Source organism: Kiritimatiellia bacterium (genome assembly GCA_025054615.1).
In the GTDB taxonomy this organism is placed as follows: domain Bacteria; phylum Verrucomicrobiota; class Kiritimatiellia; order CAIVKH01; family CAIVKH01; genus JANWZO01.
This window is the reverse complement of the sequence record JANWZO010000001.1, coordinates 13,774-28,415: the sequence shown is the minus strand read 5'-3', so window position 1 is coordinate 28,415 and position 14,642 is coordinate 13,774. Positions and strand designations below refer to the sequence as shown.

Here is a 14,642-nt window from a genome sequence, read left to right as displayed (position 1 = left end):
ACGTCGAACCAAAGGAGCGGACACTTGGGACAGAAAGTCAATCCGATCGGCCTTCGCGTCACGGTCACGAAGGACTGGCGATCCCGATGGATCGCGGACAAGAAGAATTTTGGACCGCTGCTCCAGGAGGACATCAAAATCCGGGAGTTGGTGAAGAACCGGCTCAAGGAGGCGGCGGTTCCGGACATCCTGATCGAGCGCTATGCGAATCGCGCTCGCATCACGGTGTACACGGCGCGTCCGGGCATCGTGATCGGACGCAAGGGCGCGGACCTTGAGAAGCTTCGCGAGGAGATCGCGAAGATGACGGGCAAGGAAATCTACGTGGAGATTAAGGAAATCAAAGATCCGGATCTCAACGCGCAGCTCGTTGCGGAAAATATCGCGCTGCAATTGGAGCGGCGGGTCTCGTTTCGCCGCGCGCTCAAACGGGCGGTTCAGATGGCGATGGAGCTCGGCGCGCTGGGCATCCGGGTGCTAGCGTCGGGCCGGCTTGGAGGAGCCGAGCTCGCGCGGCGGGAGGGGTATCGCGAGGGCAAGGTCCCGCTGCACACTCTCCGCGAAAATGTGCAATATGGCTTCGCGGAAGCCAACACGGTGGCGGGTAAGATCGGCATCAAGGTCTGGATCTGCCGAAAGCCGGAGCAGCCGGCAAAGGAGGCGAGCCATGCCGCTCATGCCTAAACGAGTGAAATATCGCAAGCAGCAGAGGGGCAGCCTGAAAGGCGACGCGGCATCCGGCAACACGCTGGCTTTTGGCGAATATGGGCTGCAGGCGCTCGGACGCGCGTGGATCACGAATATCCAGCTCGAGGCCTGCCGTGTCGCGATCAGCCGTTCGATGAAGCGAAAGGGCAAATTGTGGCTTCGCGTTTTTCCGGACAAGCCGTACACAAAAAAGCCGTTGGAAACGCGAATGGGTAAGGGCAAGGGCCCTGTGGAGGGTTGGGTCGCGGTCGTGCGGCCGGGACGCATGTTGTTTGAGTTGGATGGAGTTCCGGAATCCGTCGCCCGCGAGTCGTTGCGGTTGGCGGCCAGCAAGCTGCCAATACCGACCCGTTTCGTGCATCGGCATGGGGCATGATGCGAGGGAGGAACCTATGAAGGCGGCCGAATTGAGAGGGATGACGGAGGCCGAGCTTCAGCAAAAGCTCGGCGATGTGCGGCGGGAGTTGTTCAACCTTCGCGTGCAGCAATCCTCGGGGCGTCTTGAAAAGCCCTCGAGGCTCCGCGATCTGCGCCGCGACATCGCGCGGATTCAGACGGTGATGAGAGAACAGGCGTTGGCCAAGAGGGCGTCATGACGAGCCAGGCGATGCAACGGAGTGTCCGCAAAGAGCGGAAAGGGACTGTGGTCAGCGACAAGGCGGCGAAGACCATCGTCGTCAAAGTGACCCGGCGCGTTCGGCACCCGCGCTACGGCAAGGAAATCACGGTGACCAAGAAGTACTACGCGCATGATGAGAAGGGCGAAGCAAAGGCGGGCGACACGGTGCGCATCGTCGAGTGCCGGCCGATGAGCCGGCTCAAGCGCTGGCGGCTCGTCGAAGTTGTCGCCCGCGCGCAGAAGCCCGGGTGAGGTGACAGGCCATGATTACGATGAAAACCATGCTGGATCCCGCCGACAACACGGGCGCGAAGGCGCTGCAGTGCATCCACGTGCTCGGTCAGCACCGCCCATATGCCCACATCGGCGATGTGATCAAGGTGACGGTGAAGGACGCGATTCCCACGGGGATGGTCAAGAAGGGCGAAATTTATGATGCCGTCATCGTCCGCACCAAGCAGGCCATCCGGCGGCCCGATGGCTCATTGATCCGTTTCGACCGCAACGCGGCCGTCATCGTGGACGCCGAGCGCAATCCGAAGGGAACTCGCATTTTCGGCCCCGTGGCGCGCGAGCTGCGCGAACGCAATTACATGAAGATTATTTCGCTGGCGCCGGAGGTTGTGTGATGGAACGCGTGAGGCACATCAAGCGGGGCGACGTCGTCTATGTCCGGTCGGGGGAGCACAAGGGGAAGACCGGAAAGGTCCTGCGCGTGATGCCGCGCGAGGGGCTTGCGATTGTCGAGGGCGTCAATTACGTCAAGCGCCACATGCGGAAGACGCAGGACAATCCGAAGGGGGGCATCATCGAGCGCGAGGCGCCGCTGCACGTTTCGAAACTTGTGCGGTTTGACGAATCGCGCGCGAAAAAAGCGGCGAAGCCAGCGGGGTGAGGGGTAAGGATCTATGGCAGCGCTACAGGAAAAATACCGCAAAGAGGTCGCGCCCGCGCTCCGGCAATCCCGCGGGTATGCGAACGTGATGCAGATTCCTCGGCTGACCAAGATCGTTGTCAACATGGGCATCAGTTCCCAGGTGGACAAGGATACCTTCAAGTCGCTGGTGGAAGATCTTGCCCGGATCACAGGTCAACGGCCTCAGGTGACGAAGGCGAAAAAGAGTATCGCCAATTTCAAGGTGCGTGCGGGGCAACCCGTTGGCGCGCGGGTGACGTTGCGCGGGGCTCGTATGTACGAATTTTTGGAGCGACTGATTCACGTCTCGCTGCCCCGTATTCGCGACTTTCGAGGGGTTCCGAACCGCGGGTTCGATGGCCGGGGGAATTACACCCTCGGCATCAAGGAACATACCATTTTCCCGGAGGTCGATCCTGACCAGATCAGGAAGGTCCACGGGATGGACATCACATTGGTCACGACGGCCCGGACCAATGAGGAAGCCAAGGACCTGCTCCGGATGTTGGGCATGCCCTTTGCAACGAGCTAGGCCACTAAGTTTGGAGGTACGCACTTGGCGAAAATTTCGTGGATGGTCAAAGCGGAACGCCCGCCAAAGTTCAAGGTGCGCGCGTATCATCGCTGTAAGAATTGCGGCCGCCGCCGCGCCTACATGCGAAAGTTTCAGTTGTGCCGCATCTGCTTCCGGGAAATGGCCTCCAAGGGACTGATTCCCGGCGTCGTGAAAGCAAGCTGGTAGGGTGGAAGAATATGAGTCTTAGCGATCCCATTTCCGACATGTTGACCCGAATCCGGAATGCGGCCAGGGCGGGGTTGCGGGAGGTCGAGGTCCCGCATTCCCGGCTCAAGGAGGAGATCGCCCGGATATTGGCCAGTGAAGGTTATCTCATCTCGTTTGAAACGCTGGAAGACGGCGCGAAGAAAACGTTGCGCTTGCACCTGCGCTACAAGCGTGAGCGGCCGGTCATCCGGGGGCTGCGGCGGATCAGCAAGCCCGGCATCCGCCGCTACGTACAAGCAGCGGACGTGCCCCGGGTGGTAGGGGGGACGGGCATTGCCGTACTCAGCACCTCCCGCGGGATCTTGACAGATCGCGAGGCCCGTCGGGCGAGGGTCGGCGGCGAGGTCCTCTGTTACATTTGGTGATGATTATGTCGCGGATTGGAGCCAAACCCATCGAGTTGCCCAAAGGCGTCACCGTCACGGTGGAAGGAAACGTCGCAAAGGGCAAAGGCCCGCAGGGCGAGCTGTCAGTTCGGATTCCCGATGGTATCCAGGTTTCCGTCGAGGGACCATCCGTTCGAGTGAAAGCCCTCCGCGATGACAAGGGCATGAGCGCCTTGCACGGTACCACGCGCAGCCTGATTGCGAACATGGTGCGAGGGCTGGCAACACCCTACGTTAAAGAGCTGGAAATCCAAGGCGTGGGATTTCGCGCCCAGTTGCAGGGCCAGAAACTGACGCTTTCCCTCGGGTTCTCCCATCCCATTGAATACACATTGCCCGCCGGGGTGACGGCGAAAGTCGTGGAGGGAACCGCGATCACGCTATCGAGTCCCGACAAGTATCTGGTCGGGGAAACTGCGGCGCGAATCCGGGGCTTTTTCCCGGCCGAGCCCTATAAGGGGAAGGGGATTCGTTACAAGGGCGAACATATCCGCCGGAAGGCCGGGAAGGCGGTGGCGTAACCATGAGAGTGAGAACGAAGCAGGATTATCGGAAACGCCGGCATCTTCGGCTCCGACAGAAGGTCGTGGGCACGCCCGAGCGGCCTCGTATGAGCGTGTACGTCTCGAACCGGCATCTGTACGTGCAGTTCATTGATGACAGTTCGGGCCGCACGCTCGCGCAGTGCTCGACCCTCGCGGCGGAATTCGACGGCGCGAAGCTCAACCGCGAGACCGCCCAGAAGCTCGGGCGACTCGCCGCGCAGGCGGCCCTCGAGAAGGGCATCACCCGGGTTGTCTTTGACCGGGGAGGGTTCACGTACGGCGGTCGAATCCGGGCGCTGGCCGATGCCGCGCGCGAAGCGGGGCTTCAGTTTTAGCGGAGGCACAGCGTGAAGGAAAAAGAGTCGATCGATAATCTTGAAGAGCGGGTGATCCACGTAAATCGCTGCGCCAAGGTGGTGAAGGGCGGTCGCCGCTTCAGCTTCAGCGCGTTGATCGTGGTGGGGGATCGGGAGGGCCGCGTCGGATATGCGCTGGGAAAGGCCAATGAGGCCGCGGATGCGATCCGCAAGGGGACGGAAATGGCGAAGCGGTCGATGTTCCGCGTCACCATGAAGGACCGCACCATTCCCCACGAGGTGGAGGCGCGGTTCGGCGGCGCGAAGGTGTTCATGCGGCCGGCCTCGCCGGGCACGGGCGTCATCGCCGGGGGTGGCATGCGCGCCGTCATCGAGTTGGCTGGCATCCGCGACGTCTTAGCCAAGTCCATGGGGAGCAACAATCCGTTGAACGTCGTTCGCGCAACCGTGAAGGCTCTCCAGTCCCTTCAGTCGCGCGAGGAGATCGCGGCGCTGCGCAGCGAGGACGCGGCCTGAAAGGATGGTTATGAAACTGCACACGCTTAAGCATGTTCCGGGGGCGGTCCGTCGCAGGAAGCGGGTCGGGTGCGGCGAATCGTCGGGTCACGGCAAAACGTCGGGACGCGGAACCAAGGGGCAGTACGGGCGTTCCGGCCATAAGTACAAATCCACGTTTGAGGGTGGCCAGATGCCGCTGATCCGGCGCATGCCCAAGCGTGGATTCAATCGGGGAGCGAAGATTCCCTATACGCCCGTAAACCTGCAACAGTTGACCAACTTCGAGCCAGGCAGCGAGGTCACACCCGACCGCATGCGCGAGGCGGGGCTTTTCTCGGGCGCCGGCGCGCGCGTCAAAGTCCTGGGTACGGGAACGATTGACCGGGCCCTCCGTGTCAAGGCGCATGCTTTCAGCGCGTCCGCCAAAGCCAAGATCGAAGCCGTGGGCGGAACGTGTGAAGTAATCAACTGACTGCCCGATTATGCTTTCGGCTTTCGCCAACAGCATGCGCATCCCCGAGCTCCGGGCTCGCATCCTGTTCACGTTCGGGATCATCTTCATCTGTCGGCTCATTGCCGCGGTGCCCACACCGGGCGTTGATGCGGCGGCCCTTCAGGAATTCATGGAATCCGTGCGCCGCATGGCGGGGGGAACCTTTGTCGGCCTCTTCGACCTGTTCAGCGGGGGCGCGCTCGAGAACTGCGCGGTCGGCGCGCTCGGCGTGATGCCCTACATCAGCGCATCGATCATCCTCCAACTCATGACCGCCGTGATCCCTCATCTGGAGCGGCTGGCGCGAGAGGGCGAGACCGGCCGGCAGAAGCTGACGCAGTATTCACGCTATCTCACCGTGGTTCTGTGCATCGTGCAGGGCTATGCCATGGCCGTCACGCTCGAAAATCCCGAGGCGCTGGGGATCACCCGCGATATCGTGATCGCGCCGGGGTGGGGATTTCGGTTGATGGCAGTGCTCACCATGACGACCGGCACGATGTTGCTGATGTGGCTGGGCGAGCAGATTACTGAACGGGGCATCGGCAATGGCGTCTCCATCATCATCACCGTCGGGATTGTCAGCCAGCTTCCGGGCGCCATTCAGGCGTCGATCAACATGTTTCGTCCTATCGACGGGATCGCGCAGTTCGGAGCTTTCCACGCAATCGGCCTGCTTATCATGATCTTTTTTGTGATTGCCGCAGTGGTTGCGGTGACTCAGGCTCAGCGCAAGATTCCCGTCCAATATGCGAAGCGGGTGATCGGCCAGAAGGTGTATGGCGGGCAAAGCACCTACATGCCGCTGCGCGTGAATTATTCCGGCGTGATGCCCATCATTTTCGCGCAGGCCATTCTGATGTTCCCGACAAAAATTTTCGGAATGATCCCGGGTGGATTTTTCCAATCGCTGGCCGCCGCCCTCAACTACGGAACTTTCACGCACAATTTTCTCTTCGCGCTGCTGATCATCTTCTTCTCCTATTTCTGGGTCGCAACGCAGTTCAACCCGATCCAGATCGCCGACGACCTGAAAAAATACGGCGGTTATGTCCCCGGCATCCGGCCGGGCAAGCCCACGGCGGAGTTTTTGGACCGAACGATGACGCGAATCACCCTGGCTGGGGCCATCTTTCTGGCGGTGATCGCGGTGCTGCCGACCGTGCTTGCCCAACAGTTCCGCATCCCATGGATCGTCGCCCATTTCTTCGGGGGCACGAGCATGTTGATCACAGTCGGCGTCATGCTCGACACAATGAGGCAGGTTGAGTCCCACCTCGTCATGCGGCATTACGACGGATTCCTCAAGAGAGGACGGCTGCGAGGGCGCGCCAAGTAGGCGGAGATTCCTTTGTATGGAAGCCATCATCTTGCTGGGTGCGCCGGGGGCGGGAAAAGGAACGGTGGCCGAGGATTTGAAGCGGCGGCTCGGGATTGAACACATTTCCACCGGAGACATGCTTCGCGAGGCGGTTCGCGCAGGCACTCCGGTCGGACTCGAGGCCAAGGCCTACATGGAAAGGGGCGAACTGGTTCCGGACGAGGTCATTCTGCGAATTGTCCGAGAGAAGCTGCTCGCGGGTCGCTCGGATGCCCTTTATATGTTTGACGGATTCCCTCGGAATGTTCGCCAGGCCGAACTTTTCGACGCGCTATTGGCCGAGGTGGGCGGTACGCTGACGCACGTTTTCTCCCTTGTCGTGCCGCGCGACCTGATTATTCGCCGGATTTCGAACCGGCGGGTGTGTCGTCGGTGTGGCGCTGTGTACAACATGATCGGCATGCGGCCGAAGGTCGACGGTGTCTGCGATCTGTGCGGAGGCGAGGTGTATCAGCGCCCAGATGACAATGAAGCGACCGTCGCGAACCGTTTGGATGTCTTCCAACGGGAGACCGCGCCCCTTGTCGATTACTATAAGCGGAAAGGGCTTTTTGTCGAAGTCGACTCGACCGATCGCATCGAAACGGAGCAGGCGATCCTCCGCCACCTCGGGCGCCCCGCATGATTATCGTCAAGACTTCGGAGGAGCTGGATCGCATGCGAGCCAGCGGACAGATCGCCGCAAAAATTCGGGATGAGCTAGCGCGCGCGGCGACACCGGGAGTTACGACGGGGGAGCTCGATGACTATGCTCGGGAGCTAATGGACAAAGCCGGGGCGCGGAGCGCATTCCTCGGATATCGGGGCTTTCCGGGGCATATATGCACCTCGGTGAATGAAGTCGTGGTGCACGGCATCCCGGGTCCCCAGCGCATCCGTCAGGGGGATATTGTGAGTATCGACGTGGGCGTGATCTACGAGGGGTTCGTCGGTGACACGGCCATCACCGTGATGGTCGGCGTGACGGATCCCCGGATTATTCGCCTCGTGCGAGTGGCCGAGGAGGCGCTCGAAAAGGGGATCGAAAAGGCCGTGGCCGGCGCGCGGCTGTCGGATATCTCGCACGCTATCGAGCGCGTCGTTTTGGATGCGGGCTTTTCCGTTGTGCGCGAATTTGTAGGGCACGGAGTGGGCCGCAGCATGCATGAGGAGCCGCAAATCCCGAATTATGGCCCACCGGGCCGCGGTCCCCGGCTCCGCGCGGGGATGACGCTGGCGATCGAGCCGATGGTGAACATGGGTCGCTCCGAGGTGGAAGTGATGGCGGACGGCTGGACTGTTGTGACCCGCGACCGCATGCCTTCGGCGCATGTGGAACACACGATTGCCGTCATGGAAGGTTATGCGGAAGTCCTGACCCGCGCTCCTGTCGCCGCTGTGCGATGAAGAACCGGACCGAATCGCGCGAGCACAGGGAAATGATTTTTCTGGACGCAGAAGTGGAGAGCGTGATAAATAATAGAGCTTTTCGTGTTCGGCTCGCGAACGGGCACGTATTGGTGGCATACCGCGGAGGTGACGGACCCGCATTGGAACGCGGGCACCTCGTGCGGGTGCGCGTGTCGCCGTTTGATTTTTCGAGGGGCGAGCTGGTGGACGAAAAGAGGACTGGTTTGTCGTCATGAAAGTTAGAACATCAGTTCGGCGAATCTGTGAGCGCTGCAAAATCGTTCGGCGCAGGGGCGTGGTCCGTGTGATCTGCACGAATCCCCGCCATAAGCAGCGCCAGGGATAGGCCGCAAGGGAGTTAGCCCATGCCTCGAATTCTGGGAGTCGATGTGCCGGGGAAAAAGCGCGTGGAGTACGCGCTTCGGTATATTTATGGCATCGGACCGACTCGAGCCAGGCAACTGGTCGAGCAGCTCGGGATCGATCCGCTCAAAAAGGCGGACGATCTGACGGATGAGGAAATGTCAAAAATTACTCAGGCGCTGAATGCGTACCGCCTGGAAGGCGATCTTCGGCGGGAGGTGGCCGCGAATATCCGCCGGTTGATCGCGATCAATTGCTATCGCGGGTTGCGGCACAAAAAGGGCCTGCCGGTTCGCGGCCAGCGCACCAAGACCAATGCGCGAACCCGCAAGGGGCCGCGCAAGACGGTCGGCGCCGTTCGGAGCAAGGAGGCGCGCGCTGCCATGAAGGCGCAGCAGAATGAATAATTGGATGAGGATGCCGGATGAGCGAAGCGAAGGAAGATAAAAAAAATCGAGAAACCGCCCCTGAGGCGGAGACAAGCGTCCCTCCGTCGGCGGATGACGTTCTCGCCGGTGAGGAGGCGAAACCAGCGAAGAAAGTTAAGGTCAAGGGTGCCAAGCATGTACCGGTCGGGATCGCCCACATCATGGCGACCTTCAATAACACCATCGTGACGATCACGGACATGCGTGGCTCCGTTATTGCGTGGAGCTCCGCGGGCCGTTGCGGGTTCAAGGGGTCGCGCAAGAGCACGGCCTACGCGGCGACGATGGCGTCGCAGGACGCCGCGCGCCAGGCAATTGCGCACGGGATGCAGGAGGTGGAGGTTCGCGTGCAGGGGCCGGGCGCCGGCCGCGAATCCGCGATCCGCGCCCTGCAGGCGGCCGGGCTGACCATCACTGCCATCAAAGACGTGACGCCGATGCCGCACAACGGGTGCCGACCCCCGAAACGACGCCGGGTCTGAAGAGGAGAGATTATGGGCCGTTATATTGGACCTTCTTGCAAATTGTGCCGCCGCGAGGGGCAGAAACTGTTTCTCAAGGGCGACCGCTGTTACATGGCCAAGTGTCCGATCGATCAAAATGCTCCACCCCCGGGAATGCACGGACAGCGGCGGGCCAAATTGTCGGACTACGGCGTTCAGCTCCGCGAAAAGCAGAAGCTGCGCCGGATGTACGGCATCCAGGAGGCGCAATTTCGGAACCTCTTCGAACGCGCTCTGAAGGTGCGGGGCATCACTGGCGAGAAGCTGCTCCAGATGCTCGAAATGCGTCTCGACAATCTCGTGTACCGGCTCGGCTTCGCCCCGTCGCGCAAGGCGGCCCGGCAGTTCGTCACGCACGGGCACATCGAGGTGAACGGTCGGAAGGTGGACATCCCATCGGCCATCTGCAAGGAGGGCGATGTGATCCGCGTCCGCGATCGCGCGCAGAGCCGGCTCTACGCTGGCCGATGGATTGACAATGCGGAAAGCCGCGGCATTGTGCCCTGGCTTTCCCTGAACAAGGCGAATTTCGAGGGAACGGTCCTCAAAATTCCGTCGCGCGAGGAAATCGCGCCGGCGGTAAATGAACAGCTCGTCGTCGAGTTGTACTCGAAGTAATTCGGGCAGGAATCAAACGGAAACACCATACGGGTCGGGTAACGTCCGATCCTGGGAGGAACAGCCATGCCACGCAGACTCGCACGCTTCGAAATGCCGAAGCGAATCATCAAAGATGAAAATGTGTCCACCGCCACATACGGAAAATACGTGGCCGAACCGTTCGAGGCGGGCTATGGGCGCACAATCGGGAATTCCCTGCGCCGCGTCCTGCTCTCGTCGCTCGAGGGTGCGGCCATCTCCTCCGTGCGCATCGAGGGCGCCATGCATGAGTTTACCTCGTTGCCCGGCGTCGTGGAGGACGTGACGGACATCATCCTCAACCTGAAAAAAGTTCTCCTCAAATCCTATTCGCGCGAGCCCCGCCGCGTGAAGATCAGCGTGGAAGGTCCGGGCGAGGTAACCGCCAAGGACATTCAGACCGGCGGGATGGTCGAAATCCTCAATCCGGACCATCATATCTGCACGCTGGACCGCGATGGGAAATTCGACGCCGAACTGGAGGTTCGCATCGGGCGGGGTTACTGCCCCGCCGACTGGAACAAAAAGGAGGACCAGGAGATCGGCATCATCCCGATCGACTCGCTGTTCTCGCCCGTCCGACGCGTCGCCTATTCCGTCGAAAACACCCGTGTCGGCCGACGCACCGACTATGATCGGCTGATCATGGAGATTTGGACCGATGGCCGGGTGACGCCAGATGAAGCGTTGACCATGTCCGCCGCGATCCTTCGTCACCACCTCGATGTGTTCGTCAGCTTCGACAAGGACATTATCGAGTTCGAGGAGACGGAGAAACAGATCGACGCAGAGCGCGAGGAGCTGCGGCGCAAGTTGAACATGAGCGTCAACGACATCGAGTTGAGTGTCCGCTCCGCCAACTGTCTGAATAATGCCAACATCACGACGATCGGTGAATTGGCGCAGAAGACCGAGGCGGAGATGCTGAAATATCGAAATTTCGGAAAGAAGTCATTGAACGAAATCAAGTCCAAGCTTGCCGAGCTTGGCCTGTCGCTGGGGATGACCTTCGATCCGGAGCTTCTCAAACCTCTGCCGGACGAACCGCAGCGCCGCCGCTGAGCGGGACAGGAGGCTACCTCCATGAGGCATCGAAAAAAGACCGTAAAACTGGGGCGGACCTCCGAACATCGGGATGCCCTGCTGTCGAGCCTGGTGTGCAACCTGATTCAGCGCAGGCGGATAACAACGACCCTCGCCAAGGCGAAAGCCGCCCGATCGCTCGCCGACAAGATGGTGACCCTCGCCAAGCGGAATACCCTGTACAGTCGGCGCCGCGCCGTCTCGATCCTCCGCCGCAAGGAGGCCGTTGCGGCGTTGTTTGGTGAAATCGCCCCGTCTCTACAGGACCGCAACAGCGGCTACACGCGCATCTTAAAGCTGGGCCGCCGGCCCAGCGACAGCTCGGAAATGGCCATTTTGGAATGGGTCAATTATGTGCCGCCCGCACCCAAGAAGGACAAGGAGAAGGGCGGAAAACAGAAGAAAGAGGCCGGCACCGGACGCGAGGCATCCGCGGCTTCCTAGCTTCACGGTCAATCTGGATTAGCCATGATGACGCGCTCTCCAATTGGAGGGCGCGTCTGTTTATCAGAGGCGCTCGGGTGAAGCCGAGGCCGGAAGCGATTCCAGGAGGAGTTCCACGGGATGGACAGCGATCCGACCCGTGCCATCGCGGATTTGGTGGCGGCAGCTCGTGCCTGTCGCAGCGATGCGGTCCGATTCGGGAACTTGTCGAATGTAGGGGAACAGAACCAGCTCGCCAATCTGCATGGACAAATTGTAGTGATCTCGTTCGTATCCGAACGACCCGGCCATACCGCAGCAGCCTGCGGGGATCAATCGAACGTCCGCGCCGGCCAGCTCCCGAAGAAGTCGAAACGTCACCGTGGGTGAACTCAACGCCTTTTGATGGCAATGGACGTGCAGGTGCACGGTCTGCTGGAGCGGTCGAAAAAGAGTCCGATCGAGGCGTCCGAGGTCCAGCTCCTCCGCCAAAAACTCATCGATCAGCCGTACCCTTTCTGAGAGTCGAGCCGCCGCGCGCTGCGCCTCGCCGCGCACCAATTGGGGGTATTCATCGCGAAGCGTCAGCAGCGCCGACGGCTCGGCGCCGAGAAGCGGGATACCTTCCGAATCAAAAGGCGCCCACGCCGAGAGATTCTTTTCGACCAGGTTGCGCGCGCGCCGGAGCATCCCTTTTGAGATCGCTGCACGGCCGCTCTCTGCCAGGGGCGCACGAATTACCTCGTAGCCGAGACGCTCGAGGAGTTCGATCGAGGCGAGTCCGGGGGAGGGATCCTGGTAGCGAGTGAACTCGTCGATAAAAAAGGCGACCGTGCGATGCCGGCGGATCGGTCGTGATGGAAGTCGGTCAAATTGCCGGAGGACGGATGCGGGCGGCATCGGCGGGAGTTTTCGGCGCGTGTCGAAGCCGCACAGGCCTCGGAGCGTTTTCGATCGGAGGATGGCATTCCAGATAGCGGGCTGGCGGGCGCCGAACCGTGCGAAGGAAGCGAAATTGGCTACGATCCAGGCGGAAAAGGGGGTATGCGTCTCATCGTAGTGCTGTTGAAGAACCTCCGCTTTTAGTTTGGCCATGTCGACTCCGGTTGGGCACTCCGACTTGCAAGCCTTGCAGGAAAGGCAGAGGTCGAGAACGCTCAGTAGATCTTTGCTAGAGAAAGGCCGGCGCGGATCGGGAGGCGCCGAAAGGAGGATGCGGAGGGTATTCGCGCGCCCGCGCGTGGAGTCCGGTTCGTTGCGCGTCGCCATAAAACTTGGACACATCGTGCCGCCGGAGCGGTGACTGCGGAGGCACACGCCTGCTCCATTGCACCGCTCGGCGGCGCGAATCAGCCCGCCATCAGAGCCAAAATCGAACAGGGTGTCGAATTCGGGACGACGCTCGCCGGACCTGTGGCGATGGGCTACGATCATCGGCGGTGCGTCAATGATTTTGCCGGGATTCAGGATGCCGAAGGGGTCGAAGCATCGCTTGATCCCGCGCAAGAGTTCATAGACGTCATCTCCGAAAAAGAGGCGCAGAAACTCGCCGCGCAGCCGCCCATCACCGTGTTCGCCGCTGAGCGATCCGCGATATTTCTTCACCAGCCCCGCGATGTCGGCGGCGAGTGCGCGAAACATTCGTTTTCCCTCTTCAGAGCGCAAATTTAGATAGGGACGTGCATGGATCTCGCCGGCGCCCACATGCCCGTAATACACGCAATCGAGGCCATATTTTCCTCGCACGATCGCATCGAAGTCCCTGAAATAGGCCGGGAGGTCTTCCACCGCAACCGCCGTATCCTCAATCACCTCGGCGGGCTTCACGTCGCCGGGGGTGTTCATGATCAAAGCCTGACCTGCGCGACGGATCGACCAGATTCGCTCCACGTCAGCGCCGTTGAATATCGGATGCGCGTAGCCGAGCCCTTTTTCCTTCAAGGCGACCGCCAAGGAGCGCAGCGCGGCCAGCGATTCCTCCGGTTCGCTTCGGCGCACCTCAACGGCGAGAATCGCAGCTGGATCGCCCTCGATGAAAAAGCGGTTTCTACCGTAATCCGGCGCGGCGGCAGCGGCCGATAGGACGTGCCTGTCCAAGAGCTCGACAGCGCTGGGCGAGGCGCGCATGACGATCCCCGCAGCCTGCAAGGCCTCGCTGATCTCTGAAAAATGGGCGCAGAGAAGGGCGGGCGAATACGGGATTGGATCAAGGGCCAATTCGAACTCTGTTCCGATAAACAGCGTTCCCTCGGATCCGGCGATCAGTTGGCACAGATTGAATGGCTTGTCCGATGACGGGTCGAAAACCTGTGAATTCAACAGGCTGTCGAGCGCATATCCGGTATTCCGCCGCTGGACTTCCGGTTTGGGAAAATGCTCGCGAATCAGGTGCTGCAGGTACGGGTTTCCGAGCACATTTCGAAGGTGTCTGTAAATTTGTGCCTCCAGCGAATCCGAGGAAGCTTCGCATTTTTTAGAAAATTCGGATGGGTCCAACGGCCCAAATTCCACCTCGGAACCATCCGCGAGGAATCCGCGTGCGCGCACGAGGCGATCTCGCGTGCTGCCGTACACGATCGAATTGGCGCCGCACGAATTGTTTCCGACCATCCCGCCGATCGTTGCGCGGTCCGCGGTTGACGTTTCAGGGGCGAAAAAGAGGCCGTGCGGCCGGAGCACAGTGTTTAAATCGTACCGGATGACACCGGGTTGAACACGGGCGCGACGTCCCGCAGGATCGATCGAAAGGATACCATTCATGTATCGCCTGAGATCCACGACGATCCCGGAGCCCACAACCTGGCCCGCGAGAGAGGTCCCCGCCCCTCGGGGGATCAATCCTAAGCGGTGTTTTCTAGCAAATTCGAGGAGCCGTCGAATGTCCTCCGAATGTTTGGGGCAGGCCACCGCAGCGGGCATTTCCTGAAATTCGGAGGCGTCCGTGCTGTACAGAAGTCGCTGCAACAGATCGACGTAGAGATCGCCCTCGATCTGCAACTCATGCCAGGGCGCACCATTTTTCTTCACGCCGTTCAGTATATCACGGCGCAAGCCATTTGTTCCCAATTGCCCGTCGGACAAATCCCGCAGCACCGCTACCAGTAACGGTAAGGGTTCGCTGGGGATCGGGCTACTGTAGGTTTACCCGGCACGGAACCTGCGATACG

General features: G+C 60.7%; 23 protein-coding genes. 22 read left to right on the top strand and 1 reads right to left on the bottom strand.

The window, feature by feature from the left end; genetic code table 11:
* The first annotated feature begins 24 nt into the window (after positions 1-24).
* The 22 genes from rpsC (at position 25) to rplQ (ending at position 11,496) form a co-directional block, all read left to right on the top strand.
* Entirely contained in the window at positions 25-684 is a 660-nt protein-coding gene (gene rpsC, locus NZ740_00170; protein ID MCS6770424.1) for a 30S ribosomal protein S3, read from the top strand.
* Positions 668-1,084, top strand: coding sequence for a 50S ribosomal protein L16 (gene rplP, locus NZ740_00165; protein ID MCS6770423.1), 417 nt, complete (start codon positions 668-670; stop codon positions 1,082-1,084). Before rpsC ends, rplP begins: the two co-directional genes overlap by 17 nt.
* A 16-nt stretch (positions 1,085-1,100) precedes the next feature.
* Entirely contained in the window at positions 1,101-1,304 is a 204-nt protein-coding gene (rpmC, locus tag NZ740_00160) for a 50S ribosomal protein L29 (GenBank protein ID MCS6770422.1), read from the top strand.
* Positions 1,301-1,579 (top strand): 30S ribosomal protein S17, encoded by a 279-nt coding sequence (gene rpsQ, locus NZ740_00155; protein ID MCS6770421.1) that lies wholly within the window; start codon positions 1,301-1,303, stop codon positions 1,577-1,579. Before rpmC ends, rpsQ begins: the two co-directional genes overlap by 4 nt.
* An 11-nt stretch (positions 1,580-1,590) precedes the next feature.
* Entirely contained in the window at positions 1,591-1,956 is a 366-nt protein-coding gene (gene rplN, locus NZ740_00150; GenBank protein ID MCS6770420.1) for a 50S ribosomal protein L14, read from the top strand.
* Positions 1,956-2,222 carry a 50S ribosomal protein L24 gene (locus tag NZ740_00145; GenBank protein ID MCS6770419.1) on the top strand — a complete coding sequence of 89 codons (267 nt, stop codon included), beginning with the start codon at positions 1,956-1,958 and terminating at the stop codon, positions 2,220-2,222. Before rplN ends, NZ740_00145 begins: the two co-directional genes overlap by 1 nt.
* A gap of 13 nt (positions 2,223-2,235) precedes the next feature.
* A complete protein-coding gene (gene rplE / locus NZ740_00140; protein MCS6770418.1) occupies positions 2,236-2,775 on the top strand; it encodes a 50S ribosomal protein L5 in 540 nt (179 codons plus the stop codon).
* Between the two features lie 24 nt (positions 2,776-2,799).
* Positions 2,800-2,985, top strand: coding sequence for a type Z 30S ribosomal protein S14 (locus NZ740_00135; protein MCS6770417.1), 186 nt, complete (start codon positions 2,800-2,802; stop codon positions 2,983-2,985).
* A gap of 11 nt (positions 2,986-2,996) precedes the next feature.
* Positions 2,997-3,392 (top strand): 30S ribosomal protein S8, encoded by a 396-nt coding sequence (gene rpsH / locus NZ740_00130; GenBank protein ID MCS6770416.1) that lies wholly within the window; start codon positions 2,997-2,999, stop codon positions 3,390-3,392.
* Between the two features lie 5 nt (positions 3,393-3,397).
* Positions 3,398-3,934, top strand: a complete 537-nt coding sequence (rplF, locus tag NZ740_00125) for a 50S ribosomal protein L6 (protein MCS6770415.1) — start codon at positions 3,398-3,400, stop codon at positions 3,932-3,934.
* A 2-nt stretch (positions 3,935-3,936) separates the two neighbouring features.
* A complete protein-coding gene (rplR, locus tag NZ740_00120) occupies positions 3,937-4,293 on the top strand; it encodes a 50S ribosomal protein L18 (protein MCS6770414.1) in 357 nt (118 codons plus the stop codon).
* A gap of 12 nt (positions 4,294-4,305) precedes the next feature.
* Entirely contained in the window at positions 4,306-4,791 is a 486-nt protein-coding gene (rpsE, locus tag NZ740_00115) for a 30S ribosomal protein S5 (protein ID MCS6770413.1), read from the top strand.
* 10 nt (positions 4,792-4,801) lie between these two features.
* The gene (rplO, locus tag NZ740_00110; GenBank protein ID MCS6770412.1) at positions 4,802-5,245 is read left to right on the top strand and encodes a 50S ribosomal protein L15; all 444 of its coding nucleotides are present in this window, start codon (positions 4,802-4,804) and stop codon (positions 5,243-5,245) included.
* Between the two features lie 10 nt (positions 5,246-5,255).
* Positions 5,256-6,605, top strand: coding sequence for a preprotein translocase subunit SecY (secY, locus tag NZ740_00105; protein MCS6770411.1), 1,350 nt, complete (start codon positions 5,256-5,258; stop codon positions 6,603-6,605).
* A gap of 16 nt (positions 6,606-6,621) precedes the next feature.
* Entirely contained in the window at positions 6,622-7,272 is a 651-nt protein-coding gene (locus tag NZ740_00100; GenBank protein ID MCS6770410.1) for an adenylate kinase, read from the top strand.
* Positions 7,269-8,033 carry a type I methionyl aminopeptidase gene (gene map / locus NZ740_00095; GenBank protein ID MCS6770409.1) on the top strand — a complete coding sequence of 255 codons (765 nt, stop codon included), beginning with the start codon at positions 7,269-7,271 and terminating at the stop codon, positions 8,031-8,033. Before NZ740_00100 ends, map begins: the two co-directional genes overlap by 4 nt.
* 235 nt (positions 8,034-8,268) lie before the next feature.
* Positions 8,269-8,382: a 50S ribosomal protein L36 gene (rpmJ, locus tag NZ740_00090; GenBank protein ID MCS6770408.1), complete on the top strand. Its 114-nt coding sequence runs from the start codon at positions 8,269-8,271 to the stop codon at positions 8,380-8,382.
* 19 nt (positions 8,383-8,401) lie between these two features.
* Positions 8,402-8,806: a 30S ribosomal protein S13 gene (rpsM, locus tag NZ740_00085; protein ID MCS6770407.1), complete on the top strand. Its 405-nt coding sequence runs from the start codon at positions 8,402-8,404 to the stop codon at positions 8,804-8,806.
* A gap of 17 nt (positions 8,807-8,823) precedes the next feature.
* Positions 8,824-9,309 (top strand): 30S ribosomal protein S11, encoded by a 486-nt coding sequence (rpsK, locus tag NZ740_00080; GenBank protein ID MCS6770406.1) that lies wholly within the window; start codon positions 8,824-8,826, stop codon positions 9,307-9,309.
* Positions 9,310-9,321: 12 nt separating this feature from the next.
* A complete protein-coding gene (rpsD, locus tag NZ740_00075) occupies positions 9,322-9,948 on the top strand; it encodes a 30S ribosomal protein S4 (protein MCS6770405.1) in 627 nt (208 codons plus the stop codon).
* A gap of 66 nt (positions 9,949-10,014) precedes the next feature.
* Positions 10,015-11,031, top strand: a complete 1,017-nt coding sequence (locus NZ740_00070; GenBank protein ID MCS6770404.1) for a DNA-directed RNA polymerase subunit alpha — start codon at positions 10,015-10,017, stop codon at positions 11,029-11,031.
* A 21-nt stretch (positions 11,032-11,052) separates the two neighbouring features.
* Positions 11,053-11,496, top strand: coding sequence for a 50S ribosomal protein L17 (rplQ, locus tag NZ740_00065; GenBank protein MCS6770403.1), 444 nt, complete (start codon positions 11,053-11,055; stop codon positions 11,494-11,496).
* Positions 11,497-11,559: 63 nt separating this feature from the next.
* Here rplQ and NZ740_00060 read toward each other — a convergent pair whose 3' ends face one another.
* Positions 11,560-14,502 (bottom strand): FAD-binding protein, encoded by a 2,943-nt coding sequence (locus NZ740_00060; protein MCS6770402.1) that lies wholly within the window; start codon positions 14,500-14,502, stop codon positions 11,560-11,562.
* Positions 14,503-14,642: the final 140 nt, after the last annotated feature.